Source organism: Jiangella alba, from assembly GCF_900106035.1.
In the GTDB taxonomy this organism is placed as follows: Bacteria; Actinomycetota; Actinomycetes; order Jiangellales; family Jiangellaceae; genus Jiangella; species Jiangella alba.
Genome location: NZ_FNUC01000003.1, coordinates 849,473 through 867,328, shown reverse-complemented (window position 1 = coordinate 867,328; position 17,856 = coordinate 849,473). Strand labels below are relative to the sequence as shown.

The window sequence follows — 17,856 nt, the reverse complement described above, 5'->3', positions numbered from 1 at the left end:
AGCGCCGCGCTAGGGCTAGGCCGGGTCGTAGTCGAACGCGGGGAGGCCGTCGAGGCTGGTGGCGTTCTTGCGGCGCCGGTAGTCGGCCCGGCCGTCCTCGCCCTTGCGCTCCATGTGCGGCTGCAGCAGGTCGCGTTCGCCGGCGTAGTCCATCAACGGGACGCCGTAGCCGCAGGAGTCGGACACCCGGTGCACGTCGACGACGATGACGGCACGAGCGCCGCGGCGGTCGGGGAACAACCGGACCAACTCGGCGAACTCCTCCGAGTAGAGGGTGACGAAGCGGCCGGTGCCGTGCAGCCGGACGACGTTCGGCGGGCCGGTGAACGCGCAGAACATCAGCGTGATGCGGCCGTTCTCGCGCAGGTGCGCGATGGTCTCGGCGCCGCTGGCGGTGTAGTCGAGGTAGGCGACGGTGTGTTCGTCGAGCACGACGAACGAGCCGCCGATGCCCTTCGGCGACAGGTTGACGTGGCCGCCGGGGCCGGCCGGCGCCGTCGCGACGAAGAACACGTGCTGCGCCTCGATGAACGCGCGGAGCCGGCCAGTGATCGATTCGTGCACCTTGCCCACGGTCGCACCCTACCGACGCGGCCGCAATCGGGCAGCGACGCCGGTCACAGGCCGAGACGGCGTCGGCTACGGTGCTGGGATGTTCGCGCGCTCGTGGACGGCGCTGCTCGGCGCCGTCGCAGCCCTGCCCGACGACGACTTCGCCCGGCCGTCCGGGTGCGCCGGCTGGCTGGTCCGCGACCTCGTCTGCCACCTGGTCATCGACGCGCAGGACGTGCTGATCACGCTGGTCACGCCGTCCGACGCGGAGCCGACGGCGGACGCGGACGGGTACTGGCTGCTGGTCGACCCACCCACCGGCGACGACCCGCTGGACGCGCTGATCCCCCGCCTGGCCGCCGCCTACGGCGACCCCGCGCTGCTGAAGTTCCACCTCGACGACCTCGGCGCGGCGGCCGGCCGGGCGGCCGCGCTGGCCGACCCCGCCGCCGTCGTCGCGACCAAGGACCTGGTGCTGACGGCGGGCGACTACCTGTCCGCGTACGTGCTCGAGTGGACGCTGCACCACCTGGACCTCGTCGCCCACCTGCTGTCCGGGCCGCCCGGTCCGCCGGCCGACACCCTGGCCGCCGGCCGGGCCGCGCTCGAGCGCATCGCCGGGGTCACCTTCCCTGCCTCGCTCTCCGACACCGACGCGCTGCTCGTCGGCACCGGCCGCCGCCCGCCCACGGCCGCCGAGACCGCCGCGCTCGGCGACGTCGCCGAGCGGCTGCCGTTCGTCCTCGGCTGAGGCCTACGCCGCCGCGTGCGCCCGCGCGCTGGGCGTCGTCCGGCCGACGATGGCCGGCGCCTCGCGCACCAGCGAGTCGTCCGTCAGCGCCTCGATCATGAACAGCGCGAAGTCGGTGCGCCGGGTGAGGTTGCTCTCCAGCACCGGGTCGCCGACGTGCCAGCTCCACACCGGCAGGCCCTGGCTGTCGCCCTCCTCGAGGTCGCTGCCGCGGACGACGGTCCAGCGGCGGTCGCTGGCGAAGATGCGCCGGCACGCCTCGTCCTGGTCGTCGATCTCGACGGCGCGCAGCAGCTTCCCCACGCGGGCCGCGACCCGCAGCGCCGTCCGGAACCGCCACGAGTACCGGTCCTGGCCGTCGCGCGAGATGTGCCAGCCGCAGGAGAAGACCAGCCGCGCGTCCGGCTCGGCGAGGTCGAGCACCGCCTGCGCCGTGCCGGACGAGTACTGCTGGACGCCCCACGGGACGAGCACGCTCAGCACGCCGTCGCACCCGGCGACGGCCGCGCCGATGACCTCGCGGTCGTTCGTCGGCCCCGGCACGATCGTGATGCGATCGGCGACGGCGGCCAGCTTCGGCACGCTCTTCTCACGGCACACGCCCACCACCTCGTAGCCGCGGTCCAGCGCATGGCGCACGAGGTACTGCCCCAGCTTCCCCGACGCCCCGACGACGCACACCTTCATGTCCGGCTCCCTTCGAACTTACGCTGTAAGTAACGCTAGGCTTACACCGTAAGTACGTCAAGGGCGAGGAGACGACACCGTGCGAGCGCCGCTCACCCGCGACCGCGTCGTCGCGGCGGCCGTCGCGCTGGCCGACGAGAAGGGGCAGGCCGGGGCCAGCATGCGGGCCATCGCCGGCCGGCTCGGGGTCGAGGCGATGTCGCTCTACAACCACGTCGCCGGGCGCGACGACCTCCTCGACGGCATGGTCGACGCGGTGTTCGCGGAGATCGCGCTCCCCGAGGACGGCGCCGAGTGGCGGGCCGCCATGCGCGACCGCGCGGCCTCAGCCCGGGCGGCGCTGAAGCGGCACCCGTGGGCGGTCGGGCTGATGGACTCCCGCGGCCACCCCGGACCGGCGACGCTGCGCCATCACGACGCCGTGCTCGGCGCGCTGCGGGCCGGCGGCTTCTCCGTCGTGCTGGCCGCGCACGCCGTCTCCGTCATCGACAGTTATCTCTACGGGTTCGTGCTGCAGGAGCTGAGCCTGCCGTTCACCGGCGACGGCGACATCGGCGAGGTGACCGACGGCATCAGGGCCGGCCTGCCGGAGGGCGCGTATCCACACCTCATGGAGCTGATGACGACGCACGTGCTGGAGCCCGGCTACGACTACGGCGACGAGTTCGGGTTCGGTCTCGCCCTGATCCTCGACGGGTTGCGGCCCGACGAGGACCAGGGCGCTACGGCTTAGTCGCAGACGGCGCCGTTGGCGGCCGAGCCGACCAGCTTCGCGTACTTCGCCAGCACGCCGCGCTCGTGCTTCGGCGCCGGCGGCGTCCAGGCGGCCCGGCGGCGGGCCAGCTCGTCGTCGTCGACCAGCAGCTCGAGGGTGCGGGCGGCGAGGTCGAGCCGGATGCGGTCGCCGTTCTGGACGAACGCGATGGGCCCGCCGTCGACGGCCTCGGGCGCGACGTGGCCGATGCACGGGCCGGTGGTGCCGCCGGAGAACCTGCCGTCGGTGACCAGCAGGACGTCCTTGCCCAGGCCGGCGCCCTTGATGGCGCCGGTGACGGCGAGCATCTCGCGCATGCCGGGGCCGCCCTTCGGGCCCTCGTAGCGGATGACGATGACGTCACCCTTCTCCAGCGTGTCGTTCTCGACGGCGTCCATGGCGCCGCGCTCGCCGTCGAACACCTTGGCGGTGCCCTCGAAGACGGCGGTGTCGAACCCGGCCGACTTGACGACGGCGCCGTCGGGCGCGAGCGAGCCGCGCAGGACGGTCAGCCCGCCGGTCTGGTGGATGGGGTCGCCCATGGCGTGGATGATCTTGCCGTCGACGTCGGGCGGCGCGATGTCGGCGAGGTTCTCGGCCAGCGTCTTCCCGGTGACGGTGAGCGCGTCGCCGTGCATGAGCCCGGCGTCGAGCAGCGCCTTCATGATGACCGGCACGCCGCCGACGCGGTCGACGTCGGTCATGACGTAGCGGCCGAACGGCTTGACGTCGGCGAGGTGCGGCACGCGGTCGCCGATGCGGTTGAAGTCGTCGAGCTCGAGCTTCACCCCGGCCTCGTAGGCGATGGCCATGAGGTGCAGGACGGCGTTGGTGGACCCGCCGACCGCCATGACGACGGCGATGGCGTTCTCGAACGCCTCCTTCGTCAGGATGTCGCGCGTGGTGATGCCGCGGCGCAGCAGCTCGACGACGGCCTCGCCGGACTTGCGCGCGTAGCCGTCTCGGCGGCGGTCGACGGCGGGCGGCGCGGCGCTGCCCGGCAGCGACATGCCGAGCGCCTCGGCGGCGCTGGCCATGGTGTTGGCGGTGTACATGCCGCCGCAGGCGCCCTCGCCCGGACAGATGGCCCGCTCGATCTCGTCGACCTCCTCGCGGGTGATGAGCCCGCGGGCGCATGCGCCGACCGCCTCGAACGCGTCGATGATGGTGACGTCACGGTCGCCGACCCTGCCCGGCAGGATGGACCCCGCGTACAGGAACGTGGCCGCGACGTCGAGCCGCGCGGCCGCCATCAGCATGGCCGGGGCCGATTTGTCGCAGCCGGCCAGCAGCACCGCGCCGTCGAGCCGCTCGGCGCCGAAGACCGTCTCGACGGAGTCGGCGATGACCTCGCGCGACACCAGCGAGTAGTGCATGCCCTCGTGGCCCATGGAGATGCCGTCGGACACCGAGATGGTGCCGAACTCGAGCGGGAAGCCGCCGCCGGCGTGTACCCCTTCCTTCGACGCCTTCGCGAGGCGGTCGAGGGACAGGTTGCAGGGCGTGATCTCGTTCCAGGACGAGGCGACCCCGATCTGCGGCTTCTCCCAGTCGTCATCGCCCATGCCGACGGCGCGCAGCATCCCGCGGGCGGCGGCGCGTTCGAGACCGTCGGTGACCGCCCGGGAGTGTGGCTTCAGGTCGGGCTTCGAGGGTGTCACGGTCATGGAGCCACGCTAGTACCGTCGTCCGGCTGGAGAGACGTGGGTCCGGAATCCGGGACGTCCGATACTGGGGGCATGGATCCAGGACCGCGCGCCCGGCGCTCGGAGCTGCGCTGGCCGGGGCTGCGGTCGGTGTACTGCTGGCACCCGCCCAGCGGCGTCGTCACCGTCAGCGCCGAACAGCAGATCGGCGTCTCGTTCGCCGAGCACCACGGCGTCGTCACCGAGTCGGACGGACGGCGCGACCGGTTCGACATCCGGCCCGGCGACGTGTTCGCGAACGGGCGGTCGCGGGTGTACTGGAGCGAGGTCACCCGCACCGACGAGCTGGTCGAGATCTACCCCGACGACGCGCTGCTGCGGGCCGCGGCGGGGTCGTCGCGGACGCCGGAGATCGAGCCGCTGCGTGGCGTGCGCGACGCCGTCGTGCTCGCGACCGCGTCCATCCTCAAGCGGGCCCACCTCGGGCTCACCTTCGTCGACGACGTGCGGGCCGGGGTGCTCGCGCACCGGCTGGCCGAGCACGTCGTCGGGCACTACGCGGGCCTCGCGCCGTCCGGGCGGGCGGCCACCGGGCGGGCCGCCGCCGGGCGGGCCGCCGCCGGGCGGCTGGACCGCGTGCTGCTGGGCCGCGTCGCCGACGTCGTCGAGGCGCGCCTGGGCGACACCCTCACCGTCGAGGACCTCGCCGCCGCCGCCACGCTCAGCCCGTTCCACTTCGCCCGCGCCTTCAAGGCGTCCACCGGCCTCGCGCCGCACGAGTACGTCACGTCGCGGCGCATGGAGCGGGCCAAGTCGCTGCTGCTCGGCAGCCGGCTGAGCGTGCCGGAGGTCGCCTACGCCGTCGGCCTCAGCAACGTCAGCCACTTCCGCCGGGTGTTCCGCCGGCACACCGGCCTGCTGCCGTCGCAGCTGCGAACCGCAGGATCGGACCCTCCGCCGCCGCCCGGGCGTTTGGCAGGCTCGGCGTCATGACCAACTCGGTGACCTCCCTGCTACACGCCATCGACACCCTGGACTGGGACCGCGTCCTGTCCGTCCTTGCCGACGAGGTGCGGCTCGACTACACCTCGTTGTGGGGCGGCTCGGCCGAGACCGTGCCCGGCCCCGAGGTGGTGGCGCGCTGGCGTGCGCTGCTGCCCGGCTTCGACGCGACGCAGCACCTGACCGGCCCCGTCCTCGCCGACGGCGACCGCCGCACCACCACCGTGCGCGGCTACCACCACCTCGTCGACGGCGAGCGCCGCTCCACCTGGATGGTGGCCGGCTGGTACGACATCCGGGTCGCCGGCGGCCGCGTCGCCGCCATCACGCTGCACGCCACGTACGAGGAGGGCGACCGCGCCCTGACCGAGGCCGCGACGGCGCGGTGCGCGGCCGGCGCCGGCGGCCGCGTCGCCGCGTGAGCGACCCGGCCGCCGTCGTCGCCGTCGTCACCGGCGGCAACCGCGGCATCGGGCTGGAGGTGTGCCGGCAGCTGGCCGCGCACGGGCACACCGTCGTGCTGACGGCGCGCGACCTCGCGGCGGCCCGGGCCGCCGCTGCCGCGCTGCCGGGCGCCGTCGTCCCGTTCCGCCTGGACGTCACCGTCCCCGGCGACGCGGACCACCTCGCCGCCGTCCTCGCCGAGCGGTTCGGCCGCGTCGACGCCCTCGTCAACAACGCCGCCATCCACTACGACACCTGGCAGCGCGCCGCCTCCGCCGAGCTCGACGTCGTCCGCGCGGCCGCCGAGACCAACGTCTACGGACCCTGGCGGCTGGCGATGACTCTGCTCCCGCTGCTGCGCGCGAGCACCCACCCGCGCATCGTCAACGTGTCCAGCGAGGGCGGGTCGCTGGCGAGCATGGGCGGCGGCACGCCCGCCTACAGCATGACGAAGGCGGCGCTCAACGCGGTGACGCGGATGCTGGCCGACGAGCTGCGGCGCGACCGGATCCTGGTCAACTCGGTCTGCCCCGGCTGGGTCGCGACGGACATGGGCGGGCCGGGCGGGCGGCCGGTCGAGGACGGCGCGGCCGGCATCGTGTGGGCGGCGACCCTGCCCGACGACGGCCCGACGGGCGGCTTCTTCCGCGACGGCCGTCCCGTCCCCTGGTAGACGCGTTCCCGCCGGCCGCCCTGGCGCCGCGCTGGGCGACGGTTGACGCGCGACCGCATTGACGTATCGAGAAAGCGGGCTTCCGCATCGCCGGGAACCCCGATTCCTCCATGATCGACCGCGCCTGGGCGGGCTGGTTCACCGGACGTTCACGTCCGGGCCGGGCGGCGTGGGTACGGTGCGCCGCATGACCGTTTCGTCCCGCCCGTCCCGTCGTTCCTTCGTCGCCGGTCTCGGCCTGGCCGGCCTCGCCGGTATCGGCGGCGCGGCCGCGCTCCCCGCGTCCGCCGCCGGTGCGGCGGCGCCTGCCGCCGGTGGGCCCGCTGCGGCCGCCGGTGGGCGCGCGGCGTCCGCCGGTGGGCGCGCGGCGTCCGCCGCCGTCCGGCGGCCGCGGATCCTCGTCGCCACGAACGAGCCGTGGGGCACCTACCACGTGCGGCCGCTGCTGGCCGAGATCGCGCGCCGCGGCTGGGACGTCCGGCAGCTGGTCCCGGACCTGTCGCAGATCGCGCCCGGCGAGACCGTCCCCATCGTCACGCCCGACGACGAGCCGGCCGCCGACCTGCTCGTCGTCACCGGCGCGTCCGACTGGCCCGCCGACTGCGCCGCGGCGGCCGGCCGGCACATGCCGCTGGCCGCGTCGTCGCTGGCGTACCTCAACGCCACCGAGGCGGCCCGGGCGCACGAGTTCGAGCGGCGGCTGCGGCTGGTCACGTCCTCGTCGGCGGCGGAGGGCCGCTCGTTCGCCGGGCACCTCGGCACCCGCCGCCGGGTCCGCGTCGTCGGCTCGCCGCAGACCGACACGCTGCCGACGTCGGCGCCTGAGCCGGGCACCGTCCTCGTCCTCACCAGCGTCACGTACCCCGACCAGACCGGCGGCGCCGCGCCCGGCACGCAGCTGCTGCTCGACGCCGCGGCGGCGCTCGAGGCGGCCGGCAAGCACGTCCTCGTCGGCTTGCACCCGCGGGAGAACCCGGCGCTGTGGAGCCGCTACGAGATCAGCGCGGTCCCGTCGCTGCAGGCGTCGGCGCGGGCGGAAGTCGCCATCGGCATCCCGGGGACGGTGTTCCCGCTGATCGCGGCGGCCGGCGTGCCCGTCGTCGGCTGCGTCGACCCGCGCCTCGTCGTGCCCGAGTACCTGCTGGCGGTGTGCTCGTCGCTGATCGACGACGCCGCACAGGCGCTGGCCGCGGTCGAGTCGGCGACGCTGCCGGAGGATCTCGAGGACGTCGTCGGCCCGGTCGGCGGGTCGGCCGCGCGGCTGCTCGACGCCTGGGGCCGGGCGGCCCGGCCGCGCCGCGGCTGACGGCGCGCCTGGAGCCGAACGACGCAGACGGGCCGGACGACGCCGACGGGTCAGACGACGCCGACGGTGAGGATGATCAGGGAGTCCTCGTCGGCGAGGAGGTCGTGCCGTTCCGGCGGCGCGTCGACAAGCTGACCGGCGCCGACGGCGATGGCACGGTCGCGCGTGCGCAACGTGACGTGCCCCTGCAGGCAGTGCACGGTCGCGTCGCCGGGGCTCTGGTGTTCGTTCATGCGTGTGCCGGCGGTGAGCGCGATGAGCGTCTGGCGCAACCGGGCGCCGCTGTGCAGGGTCCGCGACGCCCGTCCGGCGGACGAGAGCCGAGCTTCGTCGAGCTGCCCGGCGCCGATCGTCAGCAACGTCATGTCGTCCGCATTACCCACTGCGCCACCGGGGAAACGGCGCCGGTGCGCGTGTGTGCCGGTCATGGGGCCTCCCGTCGGTCAGGTCGCGGCCTTGGTGCCGGTGACGATCACCTCGACGCCCGCCGCGCGGAACCGCTCCACCTCGGCGGGTGGCGCGCCGTCGTCAGTGACCAGTGTCCACGTCGCGGGCATACGCGCCCACGCGTGGAACGGACGTTGTCCGAGCTTGCTGGCGTCGGCCAGCACGTACACCTGCTCGGCGCGCGTCATCATCATCTCCTTGAGGCGGGTCTGTTCGAGGTTGGCCTCGCAGATCCCGTTCTCGACGGTGACGGCGTCGGCGCCGAGGAAGGCGCGGTCGGCCGTGACGCGTTCGAGCGCCGCCTCGGCGAACGGCCCGACCAGGCCCTGGCTGATGTGCCGCAGCCGCCCGCCCAGGCACAGCACGTCGACGCCGTCGGCGTCGGCCAGCTCGTTGAGCACCGTGAGCCCGATGGTGACGACCGTGAGCTGCTCGCGTTCGCGCAGCTCACGAGCGAGTTGCCCGGTGGTGGTGCCGGCATCGAGGAGGACGGTCTCGCCGGGGCCGATCTGCTCGGCCGCCCAGGCGGCGATGGCCTGCTTCTGCCGGAACCCTTCCCGTGCTCGCTGGCCCAGCGAGGCCTCGTAGACGAGGCCGTGCGCCATGGCTCCGCCGTACGTGCGGGCGAGCTGGCCCTGCGACGTGAGCAGCGCGAGGTCGCGGCGGATGGTCGACTCGGTGACGCCGAAGTGCGCCGCCAGCTGGCCGACCCCGGCCCGCCCGTCGGTCCACGCCATGTCGACGATGGCGCGTCGCCGGTCGCGTGCGGTCAGCCGGTCGTTCATCCCCCACCTCGCTCGCTACGGGCTCGGCGCGAGCGCGGCCGCCTGGCGCAGAGCCTCGATCATGCTACCGGCGTCGGCGCGGCCGGTGCCGGCGATGTCGAACGCCGTGCCGTGGTCGACGGATGTGCGGATGACCGGCAGCCCGACGCTGATGTTCACGCCCGCTTCGAGCCCGAGCACCTTCACCGGGCCGTGCCCCTGGTCGTGGTACATCGCCACGATCAGGTCGTAGTCGCCGCGGCCGGCCAGGAAGAACGCGGTGTCGGCGGGCAGCGGGCCGTGCACGTCGAGGCCGTCGGCACGGCACCGTTCCACCGCCGGGACGATCTTCTCGGCCTCCTCGCCGCGGCCGAACAGCCCGTTCTCGCCGGCGTGCGGGTTGATGCCGCACACGCCGAGCCGCGGCCTGGCCAGGCCGGCGTCGCGCAGAGTGGCGTCGCCGCGCCGGATGGTCCGCTCGACCAGCGCGTCGTCGATCCGCTCGATGGCGTCGACCAGCCCGATGTGGGTGGTGACGTGGATGACCTTCACCGTGGGCGTCGACAGCATCATCGACACTTCGTCGACACCACACAGCTCGGCCAGCAACTCGGTGTGCCCGGGGTACGGGTGACCGCCGGCGTGCAGCGCCTCCTTGTTGAGCGGTGCCGTGCAGATGGCCTGCACCCGCCCGGCGACGGCCAGTTCGCTGGCCACCTTCACGTACTGGTACGCCGCGTCGCCCGCGACCGCCGACAGCTCGCCGTACGGCAGATCGGCCGGCAGCAGCCCGAGGTCGACGACGTCGATGGTGCCCGGCTCGAACGCGGCGTCCTCGGGCCCGTCGATGGCCCGCGCCTCGACCTCGACCCCGGTGATGCGGGCGGCGTCGCGTAGCCGCCGGAGATCGCCGACGACCACCGGCCGGCACAGCGACCGCACCTCTGGGTCGGCCAGCGCCCGTACGACGACCTCGGGGCCGACGCCGGCGCCGTCGCCCATGGTGACGGCGACCAGTGGTGTCTTCATGTGTCCTCCTCGTGCGGGCTGTGCTCGACGTGCGACTGCCGGGTTCCGGTGAGGCGTTCGGCGATGCGCACGAGCGCGTGCGGATCGCCGAACGCGCCGGGTTTGGTGACGACGATCCGGCCGTCAGGCGTGGCGCTGACGACGACGCCGTCGTCCCACGCTTCGCGGACGTGCAGCTCGACGGCCCCGAGGGCGACGAGGACGGCACGCGCGGTTTCGCCGCCGGTGAGCACGAGCGCCGGATGCTCGCGGGCGGCCGGCGCGATCACCCGCGCCAGCGCCTCGACCGCCGCCGGCGACCGTGCCGCCCCGGCGGCGTCCGCAAGATGGACGACGGCCGTGCGCCCGGCGGTGCGGCCGGCGAGGTCGTGCGCGATTCCGGCCATGCCGGCGGGACCAGCAGGCTCGGCGGGATCAGCGGGCCCGGCGGGCGCGGCGCGCCCAACGGGATCAGCGGGCGCGGCGCGCCCAACGGGACCAGCGGGCGCGGCGCGCCCAACGGGACCAGCGGGCGCGGCAGGCTCAGCGCGCCCAGCAGGCGCGGCGGGATCGGCAGGTGCGGCGCGCCCAGCAGGCGCGGCGGGATCAGCGGGATCGGGGGGATCGGCGAGGCCAGTGAGCTCGTCGGGATCGAGCTCCACCACCGTCTCGACGTGCTCGGCCAGCGCCGCGAGCTGGGCGCGCGCCGCCGCTGCGGCCGTCCCGACGACGAACAGGATCGGCCCGGCCGACAGCGGCCCCGGCCGACCGCCCGCGCCAGCCGCCACACCCGGCGGCGACCCAAGCTGACCACGCCCGCCAGCCGCCACACCCGGCGGCGACCCCGGCGGCCCGCCGGCCGCCGCCACCCCACCCGGCGTTCCACCCGACGACCCGCCCGGCCACCCGCCAGCCGACCCGGCCACACCAGGTGGTCGCCCCGGCAGACGGGCGTCGGCCGCCACCTGCGCGCGGGCCAGCGCATGCGCCAGCCCGGCCGACCCGGCCCAGCGGACCGGCAGGTCACCGGCAGCCGCCGGCGCAGCCGCGACGATGCGGTCCAGGTCGTCGTCGGTCTCGGCGTCGCAGACCGCGACCTGGTGGCCGTCCGCCGCCACGCGCAGCGCCGTCGCCAGAGTGTCCGCGCCGCCGCGCACCGCGGCAAGCGAGACCACCACCACCGGCAGCGGCGCCAGCGCCTCGGCCACCGAGGTGGGCGCCGGCCGCGGCTCGGCCGCCCACGCCGCGGACCGCTCGAGCGGCACGCCGTCGACCAGCACCACGCCCCCGACGACCGTGCGCCCGAGCGCGGGCAGCGCGGGCGAGACCACGAGGAGCCCGCCCAGCTCGCGCAGCGCCGCCACCTCGGCCGCCAGCGGCCCGCGCAGCGTCGAGTCGATCTTCTTGACCACAACGCCGCCGGGCGGCAGCAGGGCGAGCACCGCGCGGCACCGTTCGGCGGCCAGCTCTGGGCTGACATAACGTGAGTCGGTGTCCACGGCGACCACGCCGGACGTGTGCGATGCGCGCAGGGAACGCCATGTATCGAGGCCGACGATGCGCGGAGCGCGCAGGGCGAAGGCGGCGGCGGATTCCGCCGCACCGGTCAGGTCGTCGGCGATCAAGACCACTGGTTCTCCCATGAGCACGCTCCTTTCCTGCGTCGATACGGCAGCGCCCGATCAGAGCCCTGCGCCGGGACGACTCTTCCCGGCAAGAATGAACGCTACGTTACTTGCGCGTTTCGCGCAAAGGTGCAAGTGTGATCCGCACAACTTCGCGGACACCTCGGAGGTGACGATGAACGGCAACGCACGGCAGCGCCGCGGCCTCAGCCGCCGCGAGCTGCTGCGGGCCGGCTTCGCGGCCGGCGCCGGCATCGCGCTCGGCCCGGCGCTCGCGGCCTGTGCCGGCCCCACCGGCACGTCCGGCGCCGGCACCCTGACGCTGGCGCTGAACCGATCGCTGGTCAGCCTGGACAACAAGCTCAACCAGTTCGACGCGCACGTCACGGTCCAGCGGGCCGTGCGGCAGGCACTCACCCGCATCGGCGACGGCCTGCGCGCCGAACCGGTGCTGGCCGAGAGCTTCGAACTCGCCTCGCCGACGGCTTGGCGCGTGCGGCTGCGCCCCGAGGCGGTGTACTCCGACGGCACACCGGTCGCGGTGGCCGACGTCAGCGCGGCGTTGCAGATGTACCAGCAGGTCGAGGCGTCGTTCGTCGGCAACCAGTTCCCGGAGTGGCCGACGGTGCAGCAGGTCGACGACCGTACGTTCGACCTCGTCACGCAGCGGCCGCTGGTCGGGCTCGACTCCCTCATGAGCAACATCCTCATCACCCCGGCGGCCGCCAATCTGCCCGAGGAACTGGCCGACGGCGTCGGCAGCGGGCCGTACGTGGTCACGCAGGCCAACCGTGGCACCGGCGACTACACGCTGGCGGCGAACCCCGACTACTGGGGCCCGGCGCCCGGCGTGGAACAGGTGCGCATCCGGTTCCTGCCCGAGGAGACCAGCCGGGTGCTGGCGCTGCGCAGCGGCGAGGTCGACGTCATCGACTCCATCTCACCCGACTCCGCCGAGCAACTCGACGGCCTGCCCGGCATCAGCCTGCTACAGGCTCAGGGCACCCGGCTCGTGCAGCTCTTCTACAACTTCCGCAAACCTCCGGAGCACCCGTTGTCGAAGGCGTCGGTGCGGCAGGCGTTGAGCCTGGCCGTCGACGGCGAGAGTCTCGTGCGCGACGTCCTGCTCGACAGCGTCACGCCGACGAACGGTGTCGTGCCGCTGAGCCTGGACGGCGCGGTCGAGGTCGGCCGGTTCGAGTTCGACCCCCGCAAGGCCAGGCAGATGCTCGACGCCGAGGGCGTCGACGACCTCGAGCTGACGGTCATCTGGGAGTCCGGCGAGTTCGCGTCCGACGCCTACGTCATGGAGGCGATCGCACAGATGCTCGGCGACATCGGGGTCCGGGTGCACCTGCGCCAGTTCGAGCCGGGCGGCGATCTCCCCACCTGGCGGCAGGGCCGCGGCGGCGACTTCGACATCATCGGCAACGGCTACGGCAACCAGACCGGCCTGGCGCTGACCAGCCTCAAGGGTCTGTTCGGCGGCACGCCCGAGATGGAGCAGACCGGCGACGCGTTCATGGGCTTCGTCTACGACGACATCGCCGGCGGCATCGGCGCGGCCGCCGCCGAGACCGACGACCAGCGCCGATCCACCCTGCTCAGCGACGTCCAGCAGTCGATCTGGGACCTCTGGCCGACCATGTGGGCGTTCACGCAGGACGTCCTGCTCGCCCATCGCGACACCGTGAGCGGCCTCGACCTGCTGCCCATCAACTCCTACGACCTCGCCGCCGTGCGGCTCGAGGAGGGGTGATCATGGCGCGCTATCTGGCCTTGCGGGTCGCGCAGAGCCTGCTCACGGTGTTCCTCATCGTCTCGACGGTGTTCGTGCTGGTCCGGCTGGCGCCGGGCGATCCAGCCGCCGCCATCGGCGGGCCGACGGCCACGACGGAGGACCTGCAGGCCATCCGCGAGGAGCTCGGCCTGGTCGGGTCCGTCCCGCAGCAGTACTGGCACTTCGTCACCGGCCTGGTCCAGGGCGATCTCGGCCTGTCCTACTCGTTCCGCCAGCCGGCGCTCGACGTCGTCCTCGACCGCCTGCCGTACACCATCACGCTGGCCGGCGCCGCCATCCTGCTGACGGCGCTCATCGCCATCCCGCTGGGCATCTTCACCGCCCGCCGGGCGAACAGCGGCTGGGACGTCGGCGCCAACATCGGCACCATCGCCGGGCAGTCGATGCCGGAGTTCTGGACCGGCATCATGCTGCTCACGCTGCTCTCCGTGGTGGTGCCGATCTTCCCTGCGTCCGGGTTCACGTCGTGGTCCGCGCTGGTGCTGCCGGCGGTCACCATCGCACTGCTGCAGATCGCACTGATCTCCCGGCTGGTGCACCGCGAGATGGCCGGTAACCTCTCGGCTCCCTACGTGACGGTGGCACGGTCGCGCGGCGTCGCGGAGCGGGCGCTGACCTGGCGTTACGCGTTCGCCAACTCCTCCATCCCGGTGGTGACGGCGCTCGGCACCAGGTTCGCGGCCATGCTCAACGGGGTCGTCGTGGTCGAGGTGGTGTTCGCCTGGCCCGGCATCGGCTCGCTGGTGGTGCGGGCGCTGGAGACCCGCGACTACCCACTGATCCAGGCGACGGTGCTGGTCACCAGCCTGCTCGCCATCGGCGTCCAGTTGCTCGTCGACCTCCTGTACCCGCTGTTCGATCCGCGGGTGCGCGTCGGAAAGGCGGTGTCGCGATGACGACGCACACGCAGGCCGCCCGGCCGAGCGCCGTCACAGCCGACCGGCTCAAGGCCTCGGCGGCGGCGCTGCGCCGGCGGGCCAGCCGGCTCAAGATCGTCCTCGGCGCGGTGTTGGCCGGCGTCGTCGTCGTGCCGATCCTGCTGGCCAACGTGCTGCCGCTGCCCGACCCCCTGGAGCAGGACCTCTCCCAGCGCCGGCTGCCGCCGTTCACCGACGGTCACCTGTTCGGCACCGATCAGCTCGGCCGCGACCTGCTGTCGCGCATCCTGCACGGCGGCCAGGTGTCGCTCACCATCGGCGTCCTGGCGGTTCTGGTGTCCGGCGTGGTCGGCGTCATCGCCGGCGCCGCGGCGGGCTATTACGGCGGCCGGGTCGACGCGGTCGTGTCGCGCCTGCTCGAAGCCCAGATGTCGGTGCCGCTGCTGCTCCTGCTGCTGCTCGTGGTGGCACTATTCGGCCCGTCCATCACCGTCATCACGCTGGTCATCGCGTTCGCGCAGTGGCCCGAACCGGCCCGGCTGACCCGGGCGATGGTGCTGGTCGAGCGGGAGAAGCCGTACGTCGCCGCGGCGCGGGTGCTCGGCCTGCGCCGGGCGGCGGTGCTCGTGCGTCATGTCGTGCCGAACATCATCAACCAGGTCGTCGTGGTCATGCTGCTGCTCCTGGCGCAGGCGGTGCTGCTCGAGAGCGCGCTGAGCTTCCTCGGCGCCGGGGTCGAGCGGCCACACCCCACGTGGGGGCGCATCATCTCCGACGGCCAGGGCTACATCACCACCTCATGGTGGCTGGTCACGCTGACCGGCATGGTCATCGTGCTCCTGGTGGTCGGGGTGAACCTGCTCGGCGACGGGCTGCGCGACCGCGTGTCCCGGTCGCGTGCGGCGAAGGGAGAGTCGCGATGACGCTGCTCGACGTCCAGGATCTGCAGGTCGAACTGATGACTCCCGGCGGCGTGATCCGCGCGGTCGACGGCGTCTCGTTCACCGTCGGCCGGTCCGAGACCGTCACGCTGATCGGCGAGTCCGGCAGCGGCAAGTCGACCACCGCCATGGCGGTCCAGGCGCTGCTGCCGCGCAATCTCGCCGTGGTGTCCGGGCGCTGCCTCATCGACGGCGTCGACGTGGTCGCGCGGCCGGCCGCGGCCGCGAAGCTGCGCGGACGCACCGTCGCGATGATCCCGCAGGACCCCATGACCGCGCTCAGTCCGGTGGCGACCGTCGGCCGCCAGCTCGGCGAGGTACTCGCCCGCAACGATTCGTCGCTGTCCAGGACGGCCCGCCGCGAGCACGCCGCCGACCTACTCGGCTCCGTGCGCATCACCGATCCGCGGCGCCGCCTCGACGCCTACCCGCACCAGTTGTCCGGCGGCATGCTGCAGCGGGTGCTCATCGCGATGGCCCTGGCCATCGACCCCCACCTGCTGGTCGCCGACGAGCCCACCAGCGCGCTCGACGTCACCGTTCAGGCCGGCATCCTCGACCTCCTGATGGACCTCCAGGACCGTACGTCGGCCGGCATCCTGATGATCACCCACGACATCGGTGTGGCCCGGCTGGTCAGCGACCGCGTCCATGTCATGCGCGACGGCCGGTTCGTCGAGAGCGGCGAGGTCGAGGCGGTCGTCGGCGCGCCTGAGCAGCACTACACCCGCCGGCTGCTCGACGCCGTGCCGCGGCTGGGCGCCTGGGAAGGAGCCTGAGATGAACAGCGGGAACGACCCCTTGCTCTTCGTGCGCGACCTCGCCGTCGAGTTCACCACCCACGGCCGTCGACACCGCGTCGTCGACGGCGTCGGCTTCGACCTCGCGGCCGGCCGCACACTGGCCGTCGTCGGCGAGTCCGGCTGCGGGAAGTCGACACTGGCTCGCACGCTGGTGCGGCTCGAGACTCCGGCCGCGGGATCGATCCGGTACGCCGGGCGCGATCTCGCCACCCTCACGGAGAAGGAGCTGCGGCCGCTCCGCGGCGACATCCAGATGATCTTCCAGGACCCTTACGGTTCGCTCGACCCACACCTCACGGCGGCCGGCATCGTCGCCGAGCCGCTCCGGCTGCGCGGCGTCGGCGACCGCGCCGAGCGCCGCCGGCAGGCCGTCGAGCTGCTGGAACGGGTCGGCCTGAAGCGCGAACACGCCGACCGGCGGCCGCCCGAGTTCTCCGGCGGCCAGCGACAACGCATCGGCATCGCGCGAGCGCTGGCCAGCCGGCCGAAGGTCCTCATCTGCGACGAAGCCACCAGCGCACTGGACGTCTCGGTGCAGGCTCAGGTGCTCGATCTCCTGCGCGAGCTGCAGCAGCAGGAAGGCATCGCGTACCTGTTCATCTCGCACAACCTCGGTGTGGTCCGCGAGATCAGCCAGGAAATCGCCGTCATGTCGGAAGGGCGGTTCGTCGAGCACGGCCCCACCGAGGAGGTGCTGACCCGGCCGCAACACGACTACACCCGGCGGCTGCGCCGCGCCGCGCTCGACCCGGCCCTCATCACCGGCCGCAAGCCGCGGCTGTTCGCCCCCGCGACCAGTGCAGGAGCCATCTCGTGAGCATGCCCCGCGCCGTACTCGGCACCATGACGTTCGGCGACACCGTCGACCACGACACCGCGGCCGGCCTGCTCGACCTCGCCCACGACGCCGGCGTCACCGAGATCGACACCGCTAACGCCTACGCCGGCGGCGCCACCGAGGAGATGCTCGGCGACCTCCTGGCCCGGCGTCCGGGCCGGTTCAGTGTCGCGACGAAGGCCGGCATCGCGCACCCCGACGCCGGCGACGCGCCCCCGCTGTCGCCGCGGGCGGTCCGGGCCTGCCTCGAGGGCAGCCTGCGCCGGCTCCGGCTCGACCACGTCGACCTGTTCTACTTGCACCAGCCCGATCCCGCGACGCCGCCGGCCGAGACCGTCGCCGAGGTCGCCGCGCTGGCGCACGAGGGACTCATCGGCCGCGTCGGAGTGTCCAACTTCGCCGCCTGGCAGATCACCGAACTACGCCAGCTGTTCGCCGCGGCCGGGCTGCCGGGTCCGGTCGTCGCGCAGCAGCTCTACAACCTCGTCGCCCGTCGCATCGACGACGAGTACGCCGGGTTCGCCCGGTCCAGCGGCATCGAGACCATGGTGTACAACCCGCTGGGCGGAGGCCTGCTGTCCGGCCGGTACAGCTTCGAGACGGCGCCCGGCGAGGGCCGGTTCGCGACCTCCCGGCTGTCGCCGATGTACCGCGAGCGTTATTGGGACCCCCGCATGTTCGAGGCGGTGGGCGCGCTGTCGGACATCGCGGCCGACGCCGGAGTGTCGTTGCCGGAGCTGGCGTTGCGCTGGCTGGCATCGCGACCGGTGGTCGCGTCGGTGCTGCTGGGCGCGTCGAAGCCGGCGCACCTGACGGCGAACCTGACGGCGCTGGGGCACGGGCCGTTGCCCGCCGACGTCGTGGACCGCTGCGACGATGTTGGCCACCGGCTGCGCGGCCCGATGCCCGCCTACAACCGCTGAGAGTCTGGAGTCC

General features: G+C 73.6%; 19 protein-coding genes. 12 read left to right on the top strand and 7 right to left on the bottom strand.

Annotation, left to right across the window (positions count from 1 at the left end; all coding sequences use genetic code 11):
• Positions 1-15 precede the first annotated feature (15 nt).
• The gene (locus BLV02_RS06650; protein WP_069114607.1) at positions 16-573 is read right to left on the bottom strand and encodes a pyridoxamine 5'-phosphate oxidase family protein; all 558 of its coding nucleotides are present in this window, start codon (positions 571-573) and stop codon (positions 16-18) included.
• Positions 574-652: 79 nt separating this feature from the next.
• Between BLV02_RS06650 and BLV02_RS06645 the strand changes: the two genes are divergently transcribed.
• Positions 653-1,303 (top strand): maleylpyruvate isomerase N-terminal domain-containing protein, encoded by a 651-nt coding sequence (locus tag BLV02_RS06645; protein ID WP_069114608.1) that lies wholly within the window; start codon positions 653-655, stop codon positions 1,301-1,303.
• 3 nt (positions 1,304-1,306) lie between these two features.
• Here BLV02_RS06645 and BLV02_RS06640 read toward each other — a convergent pair whose 3' ends face one another.
• Positions 1,307-1,990 carry an NAD(P)-dependent oxidoreductase gene (locus tag BLV02_RS06640; protein ID WP_069114609.1) on the bottom strand — a complete coding sequence of 228 codons (684 nt, stop codon included), beginning with the start codon at positions 1,988-1,990 and terminating at the stop codon, positions 1,307-1,309.
• Positions 1,991-2,069: 79 nt separating this feature from the next.
• Between BLV02_RS06640 and BLV02_RS06635 the strand changes: the two genes are divergently transcribed.
• Positions 2,070-2,723, top strand: coding sequence for a TetR/AcrR family transcriptional regulator C-terminal domain-containing protein (locus BLV02_RS06635; protein ID WP_069114610.1), 654 nt, complete (start codon positions 2,070-2,072; stop codon positions 2,721-2,723).
• Here the strand turns inward: BLV02_RS06635 and ilvD are convergent.
• Positions 2,720-4,411: a dihydroxy-acid dehydratase gene (gene ilvD / locus BLV02_RS06630; protein WP_069114611.1), complete on the bottom strand. Its 1,692-nt coding sequence runs from the start codon at positions 4,409-4,411 to the stop codon at positions 2,720-2,722. The two genes, BLV02_RS06635 and ilvD, sit on opposite strands and share 4 nt — an antisense overlap.
• A gap of 72 nt (positions 4,412-4,483) precedes the next feature.
• Here ilvD and BLV02_RS06625 point away from each other — a divergent pair, with 72 nt between their 5' ends.
• From BLV02_RS06625 to BLV02_RS06610, 4 genes are all read left to right on the top strand, one after another.
• Positions 4,484-5,383: a helix-turn-helix domain-containing protein gene (locus tag BLV02_RS06625; RefSeq protein WP_069114612.1), complete on the top strand. Its 900-nt coding sequence runs from the start codon at positions 4,484-4,486 to the stop codon at positions 5,381-5,383.
• Positions 5,380-5,814: a nuclear transport factor 2 family protein gene (locus BLV02_RS06620; protein ID WP_074946175.1), complete on the top strand. Its 435-nt coding sequence runs from the start codon at positions 5,380-5,382 to the stop codon at positions 5,812-5,814. Before BLV02_RS06625 ends, BLV02_RS06620 begins: the two co-directional genes overlap by 4 nt.
• Complete coding sequence (locus BLV02_RS06615; protein ID WP_069114699.1) at positions 5,811-6,509, top strand: SDR family NAD(P)-dependent oxidoreductase; 699 nt, start codon at positions 5,811-5,813, stop codon at positions 6,507-6,509. The genes BLV02_RS06620 and BLV02_RS06615 overlap by 4 nt, the downstream gene beginning before the upstream one ends.
• A gap of 187 nt (positions 6,510-6,696) precedes the next feature.
• Entirely contained in the window at positions 6,697-7,815 is a 1,119-nt protein-coding gene (locus BLV02_RS06610; RefSeq protein ID WP_216094551.1) for a hypothetical protein, read from the top strand.
• Between the two features lie 50 nt (positions 7,816-7,865).
• Here BLV02_RS06610 and BLV02_RS06605 read toward each other — a convergent pair whose 3' ends face one another.
• From BLV02_RS06605 to BLV02_RS37955, 4 genes are all read right to left on the bottom strand, one after another.
• Positions 7,866-8,180 (bottom strand): cupin domain-containing protein, encoded by a 315-nt coding sequence (locus tag BLV02_RS06605; protein ID WP_083289159.1) that lies wholly within the window; start codon positions 8,178-8,180, stop codon positions 7,866-7,868.
• A gap of 78 nt (positions 8,181-8,258) precedes the next feature.
• Positions 8,259-9,047: a DeoR/GlpR family DNA-binding transcription regulator gene (locus tag BLV02_RS06600; RefSeq protein ID WP_171906881.1), complete on the bottom strand. Its 789-nt coding sequence runs from the start codon at positions 9,045-9,047 to the stop codon at positions 8,259-8,261.
• Positions 9,048-9,062: 15 nt separating this feature from the next.
• Positions 9,063-10,055 carry a 4-hydroxythreonine-4-phosphate dehydrogenase PdxA gene (pdxA, locus tag BLV02_RS06595; protein WP_069114614.1) on the bottom strand — a complete coding sequence of 331 codons (993 nt, stop codon included), beginning with the start codon at positions 10,053-10,055 and terminating at the stop codon, positions 9,063-9,065.
• Entirely contained in the window at positions 10,052-11,677 is a 1,626-nt protein-coding gene (locus BLV02_RS37955) for a four-carbon acid sugar kinase family protein (RefSeq protein ID WP_083289160.1), read from the bottom strand. Before BLV02_RS37955 ends, pdxA begins: the two co-directional genes overlap by 4 nt.
• Before the next feature lie 157 nt (positions 11,678-11,834).
• On the opposite strand from BLV02_RS37955, the gene BLV02_RS06585 reads away from it, so the two are divergent.
• Genes BLV02_RS06585 through BLV02_RS06560 form a run of 6 tightly spaced genes read left to right on the top strand, consistent with a single transcriptional unit; the run spans position 11,835 to position 17,843 of the window.
• Complete coding sequence (locus BLV02_RS06585) at positions 11,835-13,418, top strand: ABC transporter substrate-binding protein (protein WP_069114702.1); 1,584 nt, start codon at positions 11,835-11,837, stop codon at positions 13,416-13,418.
• A 2-nt stretch (positions 13,419-13,420) separates the two neighbouring features.
• The gene (locus BLV02_RS06580; protein WP_069114703.1) at positions 13,421-14,356 is read left to right on the top strand and encodes an ABC transporter permease; all 936 of its coding nucleotides are present in this window, start codon (positions 13,421-13,423) and stop codon (positions 14,354-14,356) included.
• The gene (locus BLV02_RS06575; protein WP_069114616.1) at positions 14,353-15,261 is read left to right on the top strand and encodes an ABC transporter permease; all 909 of its coding nucleotides are present in this window, start codon (positions 14,353-14,355) and stop codon (positions 15,259-15,261) included. The genes BLV02_RS06580 and BLV02_RS06575 overlap by 4 nt, the downstream gene beginning before the upstream one ends.
• Positions 15,258-16,058 carry an ABC transporter ATP-binding protein gene (locus BLV02_RS06570; RefSeq protein WP_069114617.1) on the top strand — a complete coding sequence of 267 codons (801 nt, stop codon included), beginning with the start codon at positions 15,258-15,260 and terminating at the stop codon, positions 16,056-16,058. Before BLV02_RS06575 ends, BLV02_RS06570 begins: the two co-directional genes overlap by 4 nt.
• A 1-nt stretch (position 16,059) precedes the next feature.
• A complete protein-coding gene (locus BLV02_RS06565; RefSeq protein WP_069114618.1) occupies positions 16,060-16,899 on the top strand; it encodes an ATP-binding cassette domain-containing protein in 840 nt (279 codons plus the stop codon).
• A 2-nt stretch (positions 16,900-16,901) separates the two neighbouring features.
• Positions 16,902-17,843 carry an aldo/keto reductase gene (locus tag BLV02_RS06560; RefSeq protein WP_069114619.1) on the top strand — a complete coding sequence of 314 codons (942 nt, stop codon included), beginning with the start codon at positions 16,902-16,904 and terminating at the stop codon, positions 17,841-17,843.
• The last annotated feature ends 13 nt before the right edge of the window (positions 17,844-17,856 follow it).